Genomic DNA, 13917 nt, shown 5'->3' on the forward strand with positions numbered 1-13917 from the left:
CACCGGACATGAACTTATCAAATAGTTACTAACAGAGTTATCCACAGGTTGTCCGGCTGTTAACGGGGCGCTACAGATCAAGGAAGATCTATGCCGCTGTTCGATACTGCTGCGTCCTCACCTGCCGAACTTGAAGCGCGCTTACGTGTGCATCGTCTGCCTGAGGTGGGGCCAAAACGCTTTCATAAGCTAATCAATGCCTTTGGTTCGGCGTCGGCCGCACTCAGCGCTCCTGCCAGCGCCTGGCGTGCCTTGGGCTTGCCAAGCGCCAGCGCCGAAGCCCGGCGCAGCCCACAAGTCCGCGATGGCGCCAGTGCTGCTTTGGCTTGGCTTGAGCGTCCCGGTCAGCATTTACTGATGTGGGACGACCCCACCTACCCTGCACTGCTGGCTGAAATTGCCGATGCACCGCCGTTGCTGTTTGTGGCCGGTGACCCGAGCATTCTTGAGCGTCCGCAGTTGGGAATGGTCGGCAGTCGACGCGCTTCCAAGCCTGGACTGGATACGGCCACAGCCTTCGCCCGAAGCCTGGCGGGCGCCGGTTTTGTCATCACCAGCGGCCTCGCGCTGGGTATCGATGGTGCCGCGCATCAAGGTGCTTTGGACGTTGGTGGGCAGACAATTGGCGTCTTGGGCACGGGCATCGAAAATTTTTATCCACAGCGCCATCGTCAGTTGGCAGCGACCATGAGTGCCCAAGGCAGTGCCGTGGTTTCCGAGTTCCCTCTGGACGCCGGGCCGCAGGCGAGCAACTTCCCACGCCGCAATCGAATCATCAGTGGATTGTCGCTGGGTGTGTTGGTGGTCGAGGCCAGCGTCGCCAGCGGTTCGTTGATCACCGCACGGCTGGCAGCGGAACAGGGCCGCGAGGTGTACGCGATTCCAGGCTCGATTCATCACCCCGGTGCCCGCGGGTGTCATCAACTGATTCGTGACGGTGCGGTGCTGGTCGAAACCGTCGAACACATTCTTGAAACCCTGCGCGGTTGGCAGAACATTGCCAGCCCTGCGGCCGCCTCTATCGCGCCCTTGCCGGCAACAACCGCTGCCAGACATCCCCTGCTTGATTTGTTGCATGCTGCGCCACACACCAGCGAAGGGTTGGCACTGTCGAGCGGCTGGCCGTTGCCAAAAGTATTAGCAGCGTTGACCGAGCTGGAACTGGATGGGCGCATCAGCAGTGAGGCAGGACGATGGTTTGGCCGTGCGCGCTGAGGTTAAACTGCCCGTAGCGTTTACCCGGAGAGAGAACAATGGTCAGCAGTTGGCGTGTGCAGCAAGCCGCACGAGAGATTCGAGCCGGTGCGGTGATTGCCTACCCAACCGAGGCGGTATGGGGGCTGGGCTGTGATCCCTGGAATGAAGAGGCGGTGTATCGGTTGCTGGCAATCAAATCCCGTCCTGTGGACAAAGGCCTGATTCTGGTGGCCGACAACATCCGCCAGTTCGACTTTCTCATGGAGGACTTTCCTGAAGTCTGGATCGATCGTATGGCCAGCACTTGGCCAGGCCCCAATACCTGGCTGGTGCCGCATCAGAACCTGCTGCCCGAATGGATCACTGGTATTCACGACACGGTGGCATTGCGCGTCAGCGATCACCCGCAGGTGCGTGAACTGTGTTCGCTGGTCGGACCGCTGATCTCGACATCCGCCAACCCGCTCGGGCGTCCGGCTGCCCGGACGCGTATTCGGGTTGAGCAGTATTTCCGTGGGGACATCGACTGGGTGCTCGGCGGCCTGCTGGGTGGGCGCAAGCACCCCAGTCTGATCCGTGACCTGGTGACCGGCGAGGTTGTTCGTCCAGGCTAGGGTTTTGGGCTTATGGAATCAGAATCGTTGAGCCTGTGGTGCGCCGGGCGCTGAGCTCGGTTTGCGCCTTGGCTGCGTCTTTCAAGGCGTAGCGCTGGACGTCACCCACCTTGACCTTGCCGCTGGTAAGCATCGCGAACAGCTCGTCGGCCATGCGTTGCAGGTTTTCGGGGTTGGCGTAAGTAGCCAGTGTTGGGCGAGTGACGTACAGCGAGCCTTTCTGCGCGAGAATTCCCAGGTTAACCCCGGCCACGGGCCCTGATGCGTTGCCGAAGCTGACCAACAAACCGCGCGGCGCCACGCAATCGAGCGACGTCAGCCACGTGTCTTGCCCCACACCGTCGTATACCACCGGGCATTTCTTGCCGTCGGTTAATTCCAGAACCCGTTTGACCACGTCTTCTTTGCTGTAATCGATGGTCGCCCATGCACCGAGTGCCTTGGCATGAGCGGCTTTTTCCGGCGAACTGACAGTCCCGATCAGCTTCACACCCAGGGCCTTGGCCCATTGGCAAGCCAGCGAACCGACGCCGCCAGCAGCGGCATGGAACAGCACCGTTTCACCACTCTTCACCGCATACGTCTGACGCAGCAGATATTGCACGGTCAGGCCTTTAAGCATCACCGCTGCAGCGTCTTCGAAGCTGATTGACTCCGGCAACTTCACCAGATTCGCGGCGGGAATCACGTGGATGTCACTGTATGCACCCAGTGGACCAACGCCGTATGCCACGCGGTCGCCGACCTTGAACTGGCTGACTTCGCTGCCGACCGCTTCAACCACACCCGCCCCTTCGGTCCCCAGGCCTGACGGCATGGATGGCGCCGGATACAGCCCGCTGCGGAAATAGGTGTCGATGAAATTGAGGCCAATCGCCTTGTTGCGCACGCAGACCTGCTGTGGGCCCGGTTCGGCAGGTTCGAAGTCCACATACTCAAGGACTTCAGGGCCACCCACGGTGCTGAATTGGATACGCTTTGCCATCTGTTCATCTCCGGTGATGAGTGGAAACAAAAAATACGGAAAAAGACTACTACGAAAAGGGCCATCGAACGCTCTCCCTTGATCTTCGTCAACTGCGGCGGCCATAACGCCGGTGGTATGCTACGCGCCAATTTGCCACCCCCCGTAACCCCGGTGGCTCAGTGATGTTTCAAGGTGACCCGATGACTACCCGCACCGAGGCCGTTAAAGCCTACCTGCTTGACCTGCAAGACCGGATTTGCAACGCATTGGAAGCCGAAGATGGCAGCGCCCGCTTCGTCGAAGATGCCTGGACTCGCCCGGCTGGCGGCGGTGGGCGTACCCGAGTCATCGAGAATGGCGGAGTGATCGAAAAAGGCGGGGTTAACTTCTCCCACGTATTCGGCACCGGCCTGCCACCGTCAGCCAGCGCCCATCGGCCCGAGCTGGCCGGGCGAGGTTTTGAGGCGTTGGGCGTGTCGCTGGTGATCCACCCGCACAACCCGCATGTACCGACTTCACACGCCAACGTGCGTTTTTTCATCGCCGAAAAAGAAGGCGAAGAGCCGGTCTGGTGGTTCGGCGGCGGTTTCGACCTGACGCCGTATTACGGGGTAGAAGAAGACTGTGTGCATTGGCACCGTGTCGCCGAGCAGGCCTGTGCGCGGTTTGGGGCCGATGTCTATCCGCGTTACAAGGCATGGTGCGACACCTACTTCCACATCAAACATCGCAACGAACCACGCGGTATTGGCGGCTTGTTTTTCGATGACCTGAACGAGTGGGATTTCGACACCAGCTTCGCCTTCCTGCGCGCGATTGGCGATGCGTACATCGAGGCCTATCTGCCGATCGTCCAGCGCCGCAAGGCCACGGCGTATACCGCGCAACAGCGGGAGTTTCAGGAGTTTCGTCGCGGCCGTTACGTCGAGTTCAATCTGGTCTATGACCGTGGCACACTGTTCGGCCTGCAATCAGGTGGGCGTACCGAGTCGATCCTGATGTCACTGCCGCCGCACGTGCGCTGGGGCTATGACTGGAAAGCCGAGCCCGGCACCGAAGAAGCCCGTCTGACCGAGTATTTCTTGCAGGATCGCGATTGGTTGGCGCAGGCCTGATACCGGGTCAAAATTCAGGAATCCCCATGGACCGCTACGTCGTTTTCGGTAACCCCATTGGTCACAGCAAATCGCCGTTGATCCATCGTCTGTTCGCCGAGCAGACCGGTCAGCAGCTCGATTACAGCACCTTGCTGGCGCCGCTGGACGATTTCATCGGCTGCGCTCAGGCGTTCTTTGAGCACGGCCAGGGCGCCAACGTCACCGTGCCGTTCAAGGAGCAGGCCTTTCGCTTGGCCGACAGCCTGACCGAGCGCGCACAGCGTGCGGGTGCCGTGAACACGTTGCGTAAGGGGGCCGATGGTCGACTGCTCGGCGATAACACCGATGGCGCGGGGTTGGTGCGGGATTTGAAGGTAAATGCCGGCGTCAGCTTGCAGGGCAAACGCATCCTTCTGCTCGGCGCGGGTGGTGCGGTACGGGGTGCGCTGGAGCCGCTGCTGGCTGAAAAACCGCTGGCGGTGGTGATCGCCAATCGCACCGTGGAAAAAGCCGAGTTGCTGGCCCATCAATTCGCCGACCTGGGGCCGGTGTCCGCCGCTGGTTTCAGTTGGCTGGCAGAGCCGGTAGACCTGATCATCAATGCCACTTCCGCCAGCCTCGCGGGTGAGCTGCCGCCGATTTCGCCAAGCCTTATTCTGCCGGGTCACACCGTCTGCTACGACATGATGTACGGCAAAGAGCCGACGCCATTCTGCCGCTGGGCCACCGAGCACGGCGCGGCCCACGTGCTGGACGGTCTGGGCATGCTCGCCGAGCAGGCTGCGGAGGCGTTCTATCTATGGCGCGGCGTTCGCCCGGATACGGGGCCTGTGCTGGCTGAGTTACGACGGCAGTTGGCCAGCGCCTGATGCCTGGGCGCCCGCCCGGTCACCGTTAATCCTCGAACAGAATCGGGCATTTCTCTGGTCCTTCGAGCTTGCGCAGTTCCTCGATCACTTGGGGCCGGGCGCGCCTGAGGGTCAGGCTGCGGCCATGGGCACGCAGGCGGCGGGCTTCCTGATGGAGCATTTCAACGCCTGAATAATCGATGAAGTTGATGTGTTGCGCATCGATCACCACGCGCGGCCCCTTACTGCGTTGCAGAATGACTTGCAGGTAATGGCTGGCGCCGAAAAAGATCGAGCCGCCGACCCGCAGGATATCGTCGTCGCCATCGCGCCACTGCTGGACCCGTGGTTGTGAGGTGCGCTTGAGGTAGAAGAACAGCGACGCCAGCACGCCCGCGTAAATCGCCGTTTGCAGCTCCAGCAACAGGGTCGCCAGGCAGGTCAGTGCCATCACCAGGAACTCTGGATGACTGACGCGGAACAGCGAGCGAATGCCGCGATGGTCGACCAATCCCCAGCAGATCAACAGGATCGATGCTGCCATGCTCGGGATCGGGATGTGTGCGATCAACGACGCCCCGGCCACCGCGAACAACGCCACCCACAGCGCCGAAAATACCCCGGCCAATGGCGAGCGAGCGCCGCCTTCGTAACTCAGGCCTGATCGAGTAAAGGAGCCGGAGGACAGATAGCCCGAGAACAAGGCGCCCACCATGTTGGACAGGCCTTGGGCGCGAAGTTCTTGATTGGCGTTGAGCAATTGTTGCGAGCGTGCGGACAGCGAGCGGGCAATCGACAAGCTGGTGACCAGCCCGAGCATGCCTACTGCCACGGCACTGGGCAGGAGTTTCAGAGCCAGCTCCAGGTCCAGCGGTAATGCACTGAACGGCGGCAAATGCCCAACGAAGGCGCTGACCAACTTAACGTGGCCGAACATCGCGGGCCACAGCCAGACCAACACACTCCCGGCCACCAGGGTGATCAGCAGCGTCGGCCAACGGGGCACCAGGTATTTCAGAAACGCGCCCAGGCCCAGGGTTATGGCGCCTAGCATCAACGAGGGGTGGTCGATCTCGCCCCGATGCTCAAGCAGCGTCATCAGGCTTCGAAGCGCGGTAGTCTGGCCGCTGAGTTCCAGGCCGAACAAATTAGGCAGTTGCCCCAACGCAATCACCACGGCGGCGCCCAAGGTAAAGCCCAGCACCACCGAATGTGAAACGAAGTTCACCACAGCGCCAAAGCGCAGCAGCCCCAGCAGCCATTGAAAGATCCCGGCGAGAAAGGTTAGCAACAGGATCAGGGTGATGTAGTCCTGGCTGCCCGGAGCCGCCATGGGACTGATGCTGGCGTACAGCACGATAGAGATCGCCGCAGTGGGTCCGCAGATCAAGTGCCACGACGAGCCCCACAGGCAGGCGATCAGCACCGGAACGATGGCCGCGTACAGACCGTATTCAGGCGGCAAGCCGGCGATCAGGGCGTAAGCGATGGATTGCGGCAGCGCTAGAATCGCTCCGCTCAGCCCCACCACGGCATCACGACCGACGCTGGCGCGGGTCTGCCGGGGCAGCCATTCGAGGAACGGCAAAAATTTGTGGCGATTGAGCCAACCCATGAAACTCTCGGTAATTTTGCAGAGGCGTAAGGGTGAGGTTTTAGCGATGTGGGCGCAAGTGAAGGTGACCGCTGCGCGCTTCTACAGGGAAATGCGATCTACTGTAGAAGCGCGCTTGCCCGCGATAAGCCCAAAGGGCTTTAAAGCGTGGCTTTTACCGCCGTCAGTGCATCCTTCTCGTCGAGGGTTTTCACCCCGTCGAGCCATTTATCCAGGACTGCCGGGTTGGCTTTGATCCAGGCCTTGGCCGCTTCAGTGTTGGTGATTTTCTTGTTAACCACCTCGGCCATGATGCTGTTCTCCATTTCCTGGGTGAAGCTCAGGTTGGTCAGCAACTTGCCTACGTTCGGACAGGCCTGGCTGTAGCCCTTGCGGGTCAGGGTATAAACGCTGCCGGTGTCACCGAAATAAGCCTCGCCACCTTTGAGGTAGTGCATTTTCAGCTGCACGTTCATCGGGTGCGGGGTCCAGCCGAGGAACACCACGAAGCTTTGTTTCTTCACGTTGCGACTGACTTCAGCCAACATCGCCTGCTCACTGGACTCAACCAGTTTCCACTGGCCCAGGTCGAATTCGTTCTTTTTGATGATCGATTGCAGCGACAGGTTGGCCGGTGCGCCGGAGCCGATGCCATACAGCTTCTTGCCGAACTTGTCGGCAAACTTGTTCAGGTCGGCAAAGTTATGCACACCCGCGTCCCAGACATAGTCCGGCACGGCGAGGGTGAATTCGGTGCCGTCCAGGTTCTTGGCCAACTGTGTGACATCGCCATTGGCCACGAACTTGTCGTAAAAGCCTTGTTGCGCAGGCATCCAGTTGCCGAGGAAGACATCCACCTGGCCATCCTTGAGCCCACCGTATGCAATCGGTACCGCGAGCGTGTCGACCTTGGCCTTGTAACCCATGCCGTCCAGCAAGACGCTGGCGATGGCGTTGGTCGCGGCGATATCGCTCCAGCCCGGATCCGCCATTTTTACCGTGCTGCAACTCTGCTCGGCATAAGCGGAAACGCTGCCCAATGCCATGAAACCGACCGCAAGTGTTGTGGATAACTTCATCATGAGTGTGCCCCTTTGGTTTTTTTAGTCTTGGCAGGGTTAGGGTTGTGGATAACGTGCTTTGCGTTCCAAGTCATCAAGGTCGATGTGGTTACGCATGTATTGCTGACTGGCGTCTACCAGCGGCTGGTGATCCCAGCTCTTCAGCTTGCCGATGGCCAACGACTGCGCGACAAAGCGCCGCCGACGTTGACTGGCGAGCACTTGTTGGTGGATCGCCGGTATGTCCCACTTGGCCCGTGCTTCGGCCAGAAAATCAGCGAACAGTTGCTGATGCGCCGGTGACTGGCTCAGCTCTTCGCGTTCTTGCGGATCATTGTTCACATCAAACAGCAGGCAAGGGTCCTGTTCCGAATAGATGAATTTATAGGCGCCACGTCGAATCATCATCAACGGACCGATCGTGCCTTCGGCCATGTATTCGCCAAACACTTCGTCATGCCCCGGCTCACCCCGCAAATGGGGGACCAGTGAGCGACCGTCTAACGGCAGGCCGGCTTCCAGTTCGCCCTCGGCCAGCGCAACGAAGGTTGGCAGTAAGTCGGCGGTGGACACCGCAGCGCTGACCCGACCCGCCGTGAACTGCCCCGGCGCGTAGACCAGCAGTGGTACGCGGGCTGACATCTCGAACCAGTGCATTTTGTACCAGAGGCCGCGCTCGCCCAGCATGTCGCCGTGGTCGCCCGAGAACACGATAATGGTGTCGTCGGCCAGACCGGTGTCTTCGAGGGTTTGCAGGAGCTTGCCGACATTGCTATCGATGTAACTGCACGCCCCGAAATAGGCGCGGCGCGCATCGCGAATCTTATCCACAGGCATCGGCTTGTCCCACAGGTCGTAGACCTTGAGCAGACGTTGCGAGTGCGGGTCTTGCCCGGCTTGATCGGCATGCGGTCGCGGCAGCGGGATGTCTTCGTCGCGGTACATGTCCCAGAAGGTTTTCGGGATGGTGTACGGGTCGTGAGGGTGGGTCATGGACACGGTCAGGCAGAACGGCTGATCACCCTCTTCGCGGATGTGATCGAACAAATATTGCTGGGCCTTGAACACCACCTCTTCGTCGAAATCCAGCTGATTGGTGCGCACGCAGGGACCGGCTTGCAGCACCGACGACATGTTGTGATACCAGCTTGGCCGCACATCCGGCTCGTCCCAGTTCACTGACCAGCCATAGTCAGCCGGGTAAATGTCGCTGGTCAGGCGTTCTTCATAGCCGTGTAACTGGTCCGGCCCGCAAAAGTGCATCTTGCCGGACAGCGCGGTCTTATAGCCGAGGCGACGCAGGTAATGGGCATAGGTCGGTACATCGGCCGGGAAATCAGCGGCGTTGTCATAGGCGCCGATCTTGCTCGGCAGTTGGCCGCTGACCAGGGTGAAACGCGAGGGCGCGCACAGCGGACTGTTGCAATAGGCAGCATCGAATACCACGCCTTCGGCGGCGAGGTGGCTCAGATTGGGCATTTTGATAGGAGATGAGGCGTAAAACGGCAACATCGGCGCGGCCATTTGATCGGCCATGATGAAAAGAATGTTCTTGCGCTTCATGTATTCGCGGCATTCCATAGTGGATATTTATGCGAGAGTGCTGCGCTTGAGGATGCGACCCACAGGTTTAGTGGTAAAGCCCATGCAAAACAATACCTAGGATAAGCTCAGCTTATGTATGAAGCTCTTGGTGATCTTTCACTGGATCTGCTGCGTGCTTTTGAGGCCGCCGCGAGACAGCGCAGCTTTACCGCGGCGGCTGTTGAGCTGGGCACCACGCAGCCTGCCGTCAGCCAGCAAATAAAACGCCTGGAAGAACAGCTTGCTACACGGTTGTTCGACCGCATCTATCGGGGCATCGAGCTGACAGAGGCGGGCGAGGTGCTGTTCGGTTATGTGCAAGCCGGGTTGCAGTCCATCGAGGGCGGGCTAAATGCCGTCACCGCCCAGCGCCAACATGAGGTGCTGCAGGTCGCCACGGACTTTGCGTTTGCCGCCTATTGGTTGATGCCGCGTCTGCATCGGTTTCACCAGGCCAATCCGGATGTGGACGTCAGCTTGGTCACCAGTGAGCGTAGTTACAACATGTTGCGCGCCGATGTCGACGTCGCGGTGCTGTTCGGCGATGGGCGTTTCAAGCAGGGTGAAAGCCGTTGGTTGTTCAGCGAAGAAGTGTTCCCGGTGTGCAGCCCGCAATTGCTGGCCGGGCGTTCCCTGCCCTTGCCCACTGATGCGCTGCTGGAGCTTCCACTGCTGCACTTGCGGGGCGAAGGCAGCAGCAATTGGTTCGACTGGAGCGGCGTGTTTCGTGCGCTGAATATTCAGCAGGCACCTGCCCCCGGCCAATTGCGCTTCGACAATTACACCCTGCTGATCCAGGCTGCAATTGCCGGTCAGGGCGTGGCCATCGGTTGGCGGCATCTGGTCGATGCGCTGCTGGAGCAAGGGCTGCTCTGTCGCCCCATCGCCGCCACCGCCATCTCGGCCCACGGTTATTACGTCGTACTGCCCCAGCGAAAACGGCGAGTGCAACTGGTGCAGCAATTCGTCGACTGGCTGGCGACCGAGCAGGCGCAGAGTGGGGACTTGCTGGCGGGCAGGCCGTTGCCCTCGATTGCGGTGTGATCCGGCAGTCGTCTACACATTTCATTTAGCACACAAAATTCACGTGCTCTCGCACATGCAGGTTCAAGAGCAATTCATCCGCGATGCCTGCGGCCACTCGAGCCAGCCGCTCCAGGGGTTCGGCCAGGCCCGGTTCAAGGGTGTCGCTGATCTGGCTAAAGTGCTCGATGCTCAGCCCGAGTACGCCTTGGGGAGCGTTGACCAACGTCCAGTCCAGGTCACTGTCGCGCAATAACTCGACGATGGTTTCCGCCGCGTTTCGCTGTTGCTCGTCAGTTTCAGGCGCCTCGTCAAGCACGGCGAAGTTGCCCGCCAGCACCAGTCGCTTGATACCCATGCGTTGCATGCCTTGGATCAAGTTCTGGGTGGCGCTGATTTGATCTACTGGCCCCGGCGTTATCGCGGGTCGCGTTTCACCGCTGCCCACGGGCAATACGTGGGCGTCCAGCAGGCAAATGACCGCCGAGCAGCCAGCCACGCTTTGACTGACGCGCTCGGCGTCGAACAGGTTGCCGACTTTGGTGCGCAATCCCGGACGCGGCGCCAAGGCGTTCAAATCATCGAGAATGGCGATGACTTCATGCTGGCGCCGCAGGAATTCTGCCATCAAGGCGCTGCCAAAACTGCTGATGGCACCGTACAAAACCAGTTTCAGAACCGGAGTTTCGGCATTTTTCATAGCGAGTAATCCTTGTCTGTGGATAACGTCTCTCTAAGGTTCTGACCCTTTTTATCCCGCAGCAGTTCGCGTCCGCGCAGCGGTTATTTGGAGATTGAGCAATGCACGGTGTTGAGGGCTACCACGCCCACGTTTATTTCGACGAGCAGACCATCGATCAGGCCCGTGCATTGTGCGAAGAGGTTGCGCGGCGTTTTGGGGTAAAGATGGGGCGGATGCATGAAAAACCGGTAGGTCCGCACCCGAACTGGAGCTGCCAGCTGGCGTTTGATCACGCCCAGTTGGCGGATGTGGTGCTCTGGCTGGCGCTTAATCGCAAGGGGTTGGTGGTGTTGCTGCACCCGCTGACGGGCGATGACCTGGCGGACCACACGGAGCATGCGATCTGGATGGGGGCGGTTCGGGATCTGGACGTTTCGATGTTCAAGCGGTAAGAGGGTTAGTCAGCGTGACGAATCTGCAGGAGAAACCGGGACGCGCAGTCGGGTTGGCTCCTGCAGAGAATCAATCAGTTCAGCACGCCCTCAAGGATGGTGTAGATCACCCCGGTGGTCAGCGCGATCAACACTATGTCGGGGCCCACTCGACGCCATTCGTAACCGTCGTAACGCGGCAATTGCTCAATCGCGCGCGGGTCCAGGCGCTCGCCGTAGCCGTAGGGCAGTGGACGGCCGCGCTCAATACGGAAGCCTGGAGGCAGAGGTTGGCCACGACCGATGAATTCGCGGTGATCATGAAAGGACCGTCGCGCCTCGTCAAAATTTTCTGGCGGGCGACGTGGGCCATGATCGTCACGACGATCATTGCGCTCATCGTGGCCGCGATTTTCCTGGTTGCCATTGCCTTGGTGATTTTCGCCCTGACGGCCGCCATCCTGGCCGCCACGCTGATCGCGTTCATCAGCATGCAACAACGGGCTGGCACTGATCATCAAGATACCCAGGCCTGCAATCAAACGGGTTGGCAGTTTCATTTCTCGTTCCTCGAAATTCGGTCAGCAAAAAGGGGTTTAAGCCATCGGCTCTAAACCCCTTTCGCTTGTTACTTGGTGTGTCTGCCGAGGTTTAAATTCCTCGCTCACCCAATCTTTACTCTTACTTGACACGGGCCTTGCGCACGCCTTCGGCCAAGGCCGAGCACAGGCTCAACACGTCGTCGATTGCCTGCTTCGGTGACGCGGCGGTGGCGATCTTGTCCACCAGTGCCGAACCCACTACAACGCCGTCAGCCAGTCTGGCAATCGCGGCCGCCTGCTCTGGAGTACGGATACCGAAACCGACGCTGATTGGCAGATCGGTGTGGCGACGCAGACGTTCGATGGCGGTTTTAACTTGATCCGAGGTCGCGGAACCGGCCCCGGTGACACCCGCGACCGACACGTAGTAAACGAAGCCGGAGCTGCGTTCCAGCACGCGTGGCAGGCGCGCGTCATCGGTGGTCGGTGTGGTCAGGCGAATGAAATCGATGCCTGCGGCCTGGGCCGGGGTTGCCAGTTCGGTGTCATGCTCTGGTGGCAGGTCGACGATGATCAAACCGTCGACCCCGACTTCTTTGGCTTGAGCGACGAACGCTTCGACGCCAAAGCGGTGGATCGGGTTGTAGTAACCCATCAGCACGATCGGGGTGGTCTGGTCATTGACGCGGAATTCGCCAACCATTTTCAGGGTTTTCGCCAGTGTCTGCCCAGCGTCCAGTGCGCGCAGGGTCGCCAGCTGGATCGCCACGCCGTCGGCCATTGGATCGGTGAACGGCATGCCCAACTCAATCACATCGGCACCCGCTGCTGGCAGGCCTTTAAGAATGGCCAGCGATGCATCGTAGCCAGGGTCGCCGGCGGTGACGAAGGTCACCAGTGCCGCACGGCCTTCGGTTTTCAGCTCGGCAAAGCGTTGTTCCAGGCGGCTCATACCAGTTTCTCCTGAGTCTTGGCATCGGCGGCCATATGGTCCATCACGGTTTGCATGTCTTTATCGCCACGGCCCGAGAGGCAGACCACCATCAAGTGGTCATCGCGCAGGTTGCTTGCACGTTTCATGGCTTCGGCCAAGGCGTGCGCGGTCTCCAGAGCGGGGATGATGCCCTCCAGGAGGCAGCAGTGGTGGAAGGCTTCGAGGGCTTCGTCATCCGTGATGCTGACGTACTCAACGCGCTTCACTTCATGCAGGTAAGCGTGCTCAGGGCCAATGCCAGGGTAATCCAGGCCAGCTGAAATCGAGTGCGCGTCGGTGATCTGGCCGTCGGCATCCTGGAGCAGATAGGTGCGATTGCCGTGCAATACGCCGGGAACACCGCCGTTCAGGCTGGCGGCGTGCTTGCCGGTATGAACCCCGTGACCACCGGCTTCGACGCCGATGAGTTTGACGCTGGCATCATTGAGGAACGAGTGGAACAGGCCCATGGCGTTGGAACCGCCACCGACACATGCGATAAGGCTGTCTGGCAGGCGGCCCTCTTTTTCTTGCAGTTGTACTTTGGTTTCTTTGCCGATGATCGACTGAAAGTCGCGCACCATCGCCGGGTACGGGTGTGGACCAGCCACGGTACCGATCATGTAGAAGGTGTCGTCGACATTGGTCACCCAGTCGCGAAGGGCTTCGTTCATGGCGTCTTTCAGGGTGCCGGTGCCGGAGGTGACCGGGACGATTTCCGCGCCCAACAGCCTCATGCGGAACACGTTGGCCTGTTGACGCTCGATGTCGGTGGCGCCCATATAGATCACGCACGGCAGACCGAAGCGGGCAGCGACGGTGGCGGTAGCCACGCCATGCATGCCAGCACCGGTTTCAGCGATCAGGCGTTTCTTGCCCATGCGCTTGGCCAGCAACACCTGACCAATACAGTTGTTGATCTTGTGCGCGCCGGTGTGGTTCAGCTCTTCGCGCTTGAAGTAGATTTTCGCGCCGCCGCAATACTCGGTCAGGCGTTCCGCGAAATACAGCGGGTTTGGACGGCCGATGTAGTCGCGCTGGAAATAGGCCAGTTGCTCGATGAATTCAGGATCAATCTTGGCGGCTTCGTACTCGCGGTTCAGGTCGAGTACCAGTGGCATCAAGGTTTCAGCCACGTAGCGGCCGCCGAATGAGCCAAACAGGCCATTGGCATCAGGGCCGCTGCTGAAGTTAGTCTGGGTCATGGGACCTCCAGGTGGTTTGAAGAAAAGGATTAGCCAATCAGGCAATGAGCTCACTTTAACCAGCACGAGCATCAATGAAAACCGATAAGATCAACGCAA

General features: G+C 59.8%; 14 protein-coding genes. 6 read left to right on the forward strand and 8 right to left on the reverse strand.

Features of this window, described 5'->3' with window-relative positions; all coding sequences use genetic code 11:
• The first annotated feature begins 90 nt into the window (after positions 1–90).
• Both dprA and RGU44_RS19775 read left to right on the forward strand, forming a co-directional pair.
• Positions 91–1215: a DNA-processing protein DprA gene (gene dprA, locus RGU44_RS19770; RefSeq protein WP_322218720.1), complete on the forward strand. Its 1125-nt coding sequence runs from the start codon at positions 91–93 to the stop codon at positions 1213–1215.
• A gap of 38 nt (positions 1216–1253) precedes the next feature.
• Positions 1254–1811 (forward strand): L-threonylcarbamoyladenylate synthase, encoded by a 558-nt coding sequence (locus tag RGU44_RS19775; protein WP_322177135.1) that lies wholly within the window; start codon positions 1254–1256, stop codon positions 1809–1811.
• 10 nt (positions 1812–1821) lie between these two features.
• On the opposite strand, the gene RGU44_RS19780 is transcribed toward RGU44_RS19775, so the two are convergent.
• Positions 1822–2796: an NADPH:quinone reductase gene (locus RGU44_RS19780; protein WP_322177136.1), complete on the reverse strand. Its 975-nt coding sequence runs from the start codon at positions 2794–2796 to the stop codon at positions 1822–1824.
• Positions 2797–2978: 182 nt separating this feature from the next.
• Here RGU44_RS19780 and hemF point away from each other — a divergent pair, with 182 nt between their 5' ends.
• Both hemF and aroE read left to right on the forward strand, forming a co-directional pair.
• On the forward strand, positions 2979–3893 hold the full coding sequence (hemF, locus tag RGU44_RS19785; protein ID WP_322177137.1) for an oxygen-dependent coproporphyrinogen oxidase: 915 nt from the start codon (positions 2979–2981) through the stop codon (positions 3891–3893).
• A 26-nt stretch (positions 3894–3919) separates the two neighbouring features.
• Complete coding sequence (gene aroE, locus RGU44_RS19790; RefSeq protein WP_322177138.1) at positions 3920–4744, forward strand: shikimate dehydrogenase; 825 nt, start codon at positions 3920–3922, stop codon at positions 4742–4744.
• Between the two features lie 25 nt (positions 4745–4769).
• On the opposite strand, the gene RGU44_RS19795 is transcribed toward aroE, so the two are convergent.
• The 3 genes from RGU44_RS19795 to betC all read right to left on the reverse strand — a co-directional run bounded on the left by RGU44_RS19795 (position 4770) and on the right by betC (position 8941).
• Positions 4770–6338: a SulP family inorganic anion transporter gene (locus tag RGU44_RS19795; protein WP_322177139.1), complete on the reverse strand. Its 1569-nt coding sequence runs from the start codon at positions 6336–6338 to the stop codon at positions 4770–4772.
• A gap of 140 nt (positions 6339–6478) precedes the next feature.
• Positions 6479–7399 (reverse strand): choline ABC transporter substrate-binding protein, encoded by a 921-nt coding sequence (choX, locus tag RGU44_RS19800; RefSeq protein WP_322177140.1) that lies wholly within the window; start codon positions 7397–7399, stop codon positions 6479–6481.
• A 36-nt stretch (positions 7400–7435) separates the two neighbouring features.
• Positions 7436–8941 (reverse strand): choline-sulfatase, encoded by a 1506-nt coding sequence (gene betC, locus RGU44_RS19805; protein WP_322177141.1) that lies wholly within the window; start codon positions 8939–8941, stop codon positions 7436–7438.
• 114 nt (positions 8942–9055) lie between these two features.
• Between betC and RGU44_RS19810 the strand changes: the two genes are divergently transcribed.
• Positions 9056–10006: a choline sulfate utilization transcriptional regulator gene (locus RGU44_RS19810; protein WP_322177142.1), complete on the forward strand. Its 951-nt coding sequence runs from the start codon at positions 9056–9058 to the stop codon at positions 10004–10006.
• A 25-nt stretch (positions 10007–10031) separates the two neighbouring features.
• Here RGU44_RS19810 and RGU44_RS19815 read toward each other — a convergent pair whose 3' ends face one another.
• Entirely contained in the window at positions 10032–10685 is a 654-nt protein-coding gene (locus RGU44_RS19815; RefSeq protein ID WP_322177143.1) for an NAD(P)-binding oxidoreductase, read from the reverse strand.
• 101 nt (positions 10686–10786) lie between these two features.
• On the opposite strand from RGU44_RS19815, the gene RGU44_RS19820 reads away from it, so the two are divergent.
• Positions 10787–11119, forward strand: coding sequence for a DOPA 4,5-dioxygenase family protein (locus RGU44_RS19820; RefSeq protein ID WP_322177144.1), 333 nt, complete (start codon positions 10787–10789; stop codon positions 11117–11119).
• Positions 11120–11193: 74 nt separating this feature from the next.
• Here the strand turns inward: RGU44_RS19820 and RGU44_RS19825 are convergent, their stop codons facing one another.
• The 3 genes from RGU44_RS19825 to trpB all read right to left on the reverse strand — a co-directional run bounded on the left by RGU44_RS19825 (position 11194) and on the right by trpB (position 13818).
• The gene (locus RGU44_RS19825; protein WP_322177145.1) at positions 11194–11658 is read right to left on the reverse strand and encodes an anti-virulence regulator CigR family protein; all 465 of its coding nucleotides are present in this window, start codon (positions 11656–11658) and stop codon (positions 11194–11196) included.
• A 121-nt stretch (positions 11659–11779) separates the two neighbouring features.
• Positions 11780–12592 carry a tryptophan synthase subunit alpha gene (gene trpA / locus RGU44_RS19830; RefSeq protein WP_322177146.1) on the reverse strand — a complete coding sequence of 271 codons (813 nt, stop codon included), beginning with the start codon at positions 12590–12592 and terminating at the stop codon, positions 11780–11782.
• Entirely contained in the window at positions 12589–13818 is a 1230-nt protein-coding gene (gene trpB, locus RGU44_RS19835; protein ID WP_322177147.1) for a tryptophan synthase subunit beta, read from the reverse strand. The genes trpA and trpB overlap by 4 nt, the downstream gene beginning before the upstream one ends.
• Between the last annotated feature and the right edge of the window lie 99 nt (positions 13819–13917).

The organism is Pseudomonas sp. 5C2, from assembly GCF_034314155.1.
In the GTDB taxonomy this organism is placed as follows: domain Bacteria; phylum Pseudomonadota; class Gammaproteobacteria; order Pseudomonadales; family Pseudomonadaceae; genus Aquipseudomonas.

What these genes read in the sequence shown, in the direction of transcription:
- dprA (WP_322218720.1), top strand. Translation starts at nt 91, where the DNA reads ATGCCGCTGTTCGATACTGCTGCGTCCTCACCTGCCGAACTTGAAGCG.
- RGU44_RS19775 (WP_322177135.1), top strand. Translation starts at nt 1,254, where the DNA reads ATGGTCAGCAGTTGGCGTGTGCAGCAAGCCGCACGAGAGATTCGAGCC.
- RGU44_RS19780 (WP_322177136.1), bottom strand. Translation starts at nt 2,796, where the DNA reads ATGGCAAAGCGTATCCAATTCAGCACCGTGGGTGGCCCTGAAGTCCTT.
- hemF (WP_322177137.1), top strand. Translation starts at nt 2,979, where the DNA reads ATGACTACCCGCACCGAGGCCGTTAAAGCCTACCTGCTTGACCTGCAA.
- aroE (WP_322177138.1), top strand. Translation starts at nt 3,920, where the DNA reads ATGGACCGCTACGTCGTTTTCGGTAACCCCATTGGTCACAGCAAATCG.
- RGU44_RS19795 (WP_322177139.1), bottom strand. Translation starts at nt 6,338, where the DNA reads ATGGGTTGGCTCAATCGCCACAAATTTTTGCCGTTCCTCGAATGGCTG.
- choX (WP_322177140.1), bottom strand. Translation starts at nt 7,399, where the DNA reads ATGATGAAGTTATCCACAACACTTGCGGTCGGTTTCATGGCATTGGGC.
- betC (WP_322177141.1), bottom strand. Translation starts at nt 8,941, where the DNA reads ATGAAGCGCAAGAACATTCTTTTCATCATGGCCGATCAAATGGCCGCG.
- RGU44_RS19810 (WP_322177142.1), top strand. Translation starts at nt 9,056, where the DNA reads ATGTATGAAGCTCTTGGTGATCTTTCACTGGATCTGCTGCGTGCTTTT.
- RGU44_RS19815 (WP_322177143.1), bottom strand. Translation starts at nt 10,685, where the DNA reads ATGAAAAATGCCGAAACTCCGGTTCTGAAACTGGTTTTGTACGGTGCC.
- RGU44_RS19820 (WP_322177144.1), top strand. Translation starts at nt 10,787, where the DNA reads ATGCACGGTGTTGAGGGCTACCACGCCCACGTTTATTTCGACGAGCAG.
- RGU44_RS19825 (WP_322177145.1), bottom strand. Translation starts at nt 11,658, where the DNA reads ATGAAACTGCCAACCCGTTTGATTGCAGGCCTGGGTATCTTGATGATC.
- trpA (WP_322177146.1), bottom strand. Translation starts at nt 12,592, where the DNA reads ATGAGCCGCCTGGAACAACGCTTTGCCGAGCTGAAAACCGAAGGCCGT.
- trpB (WP_322177147.1), bottom strand. Translation starts at nt 13,818, where the DNA reads ATGACCCAGACTAACTTCAGCAGCGGCCCTGATGCCAATGGCCTGTTT.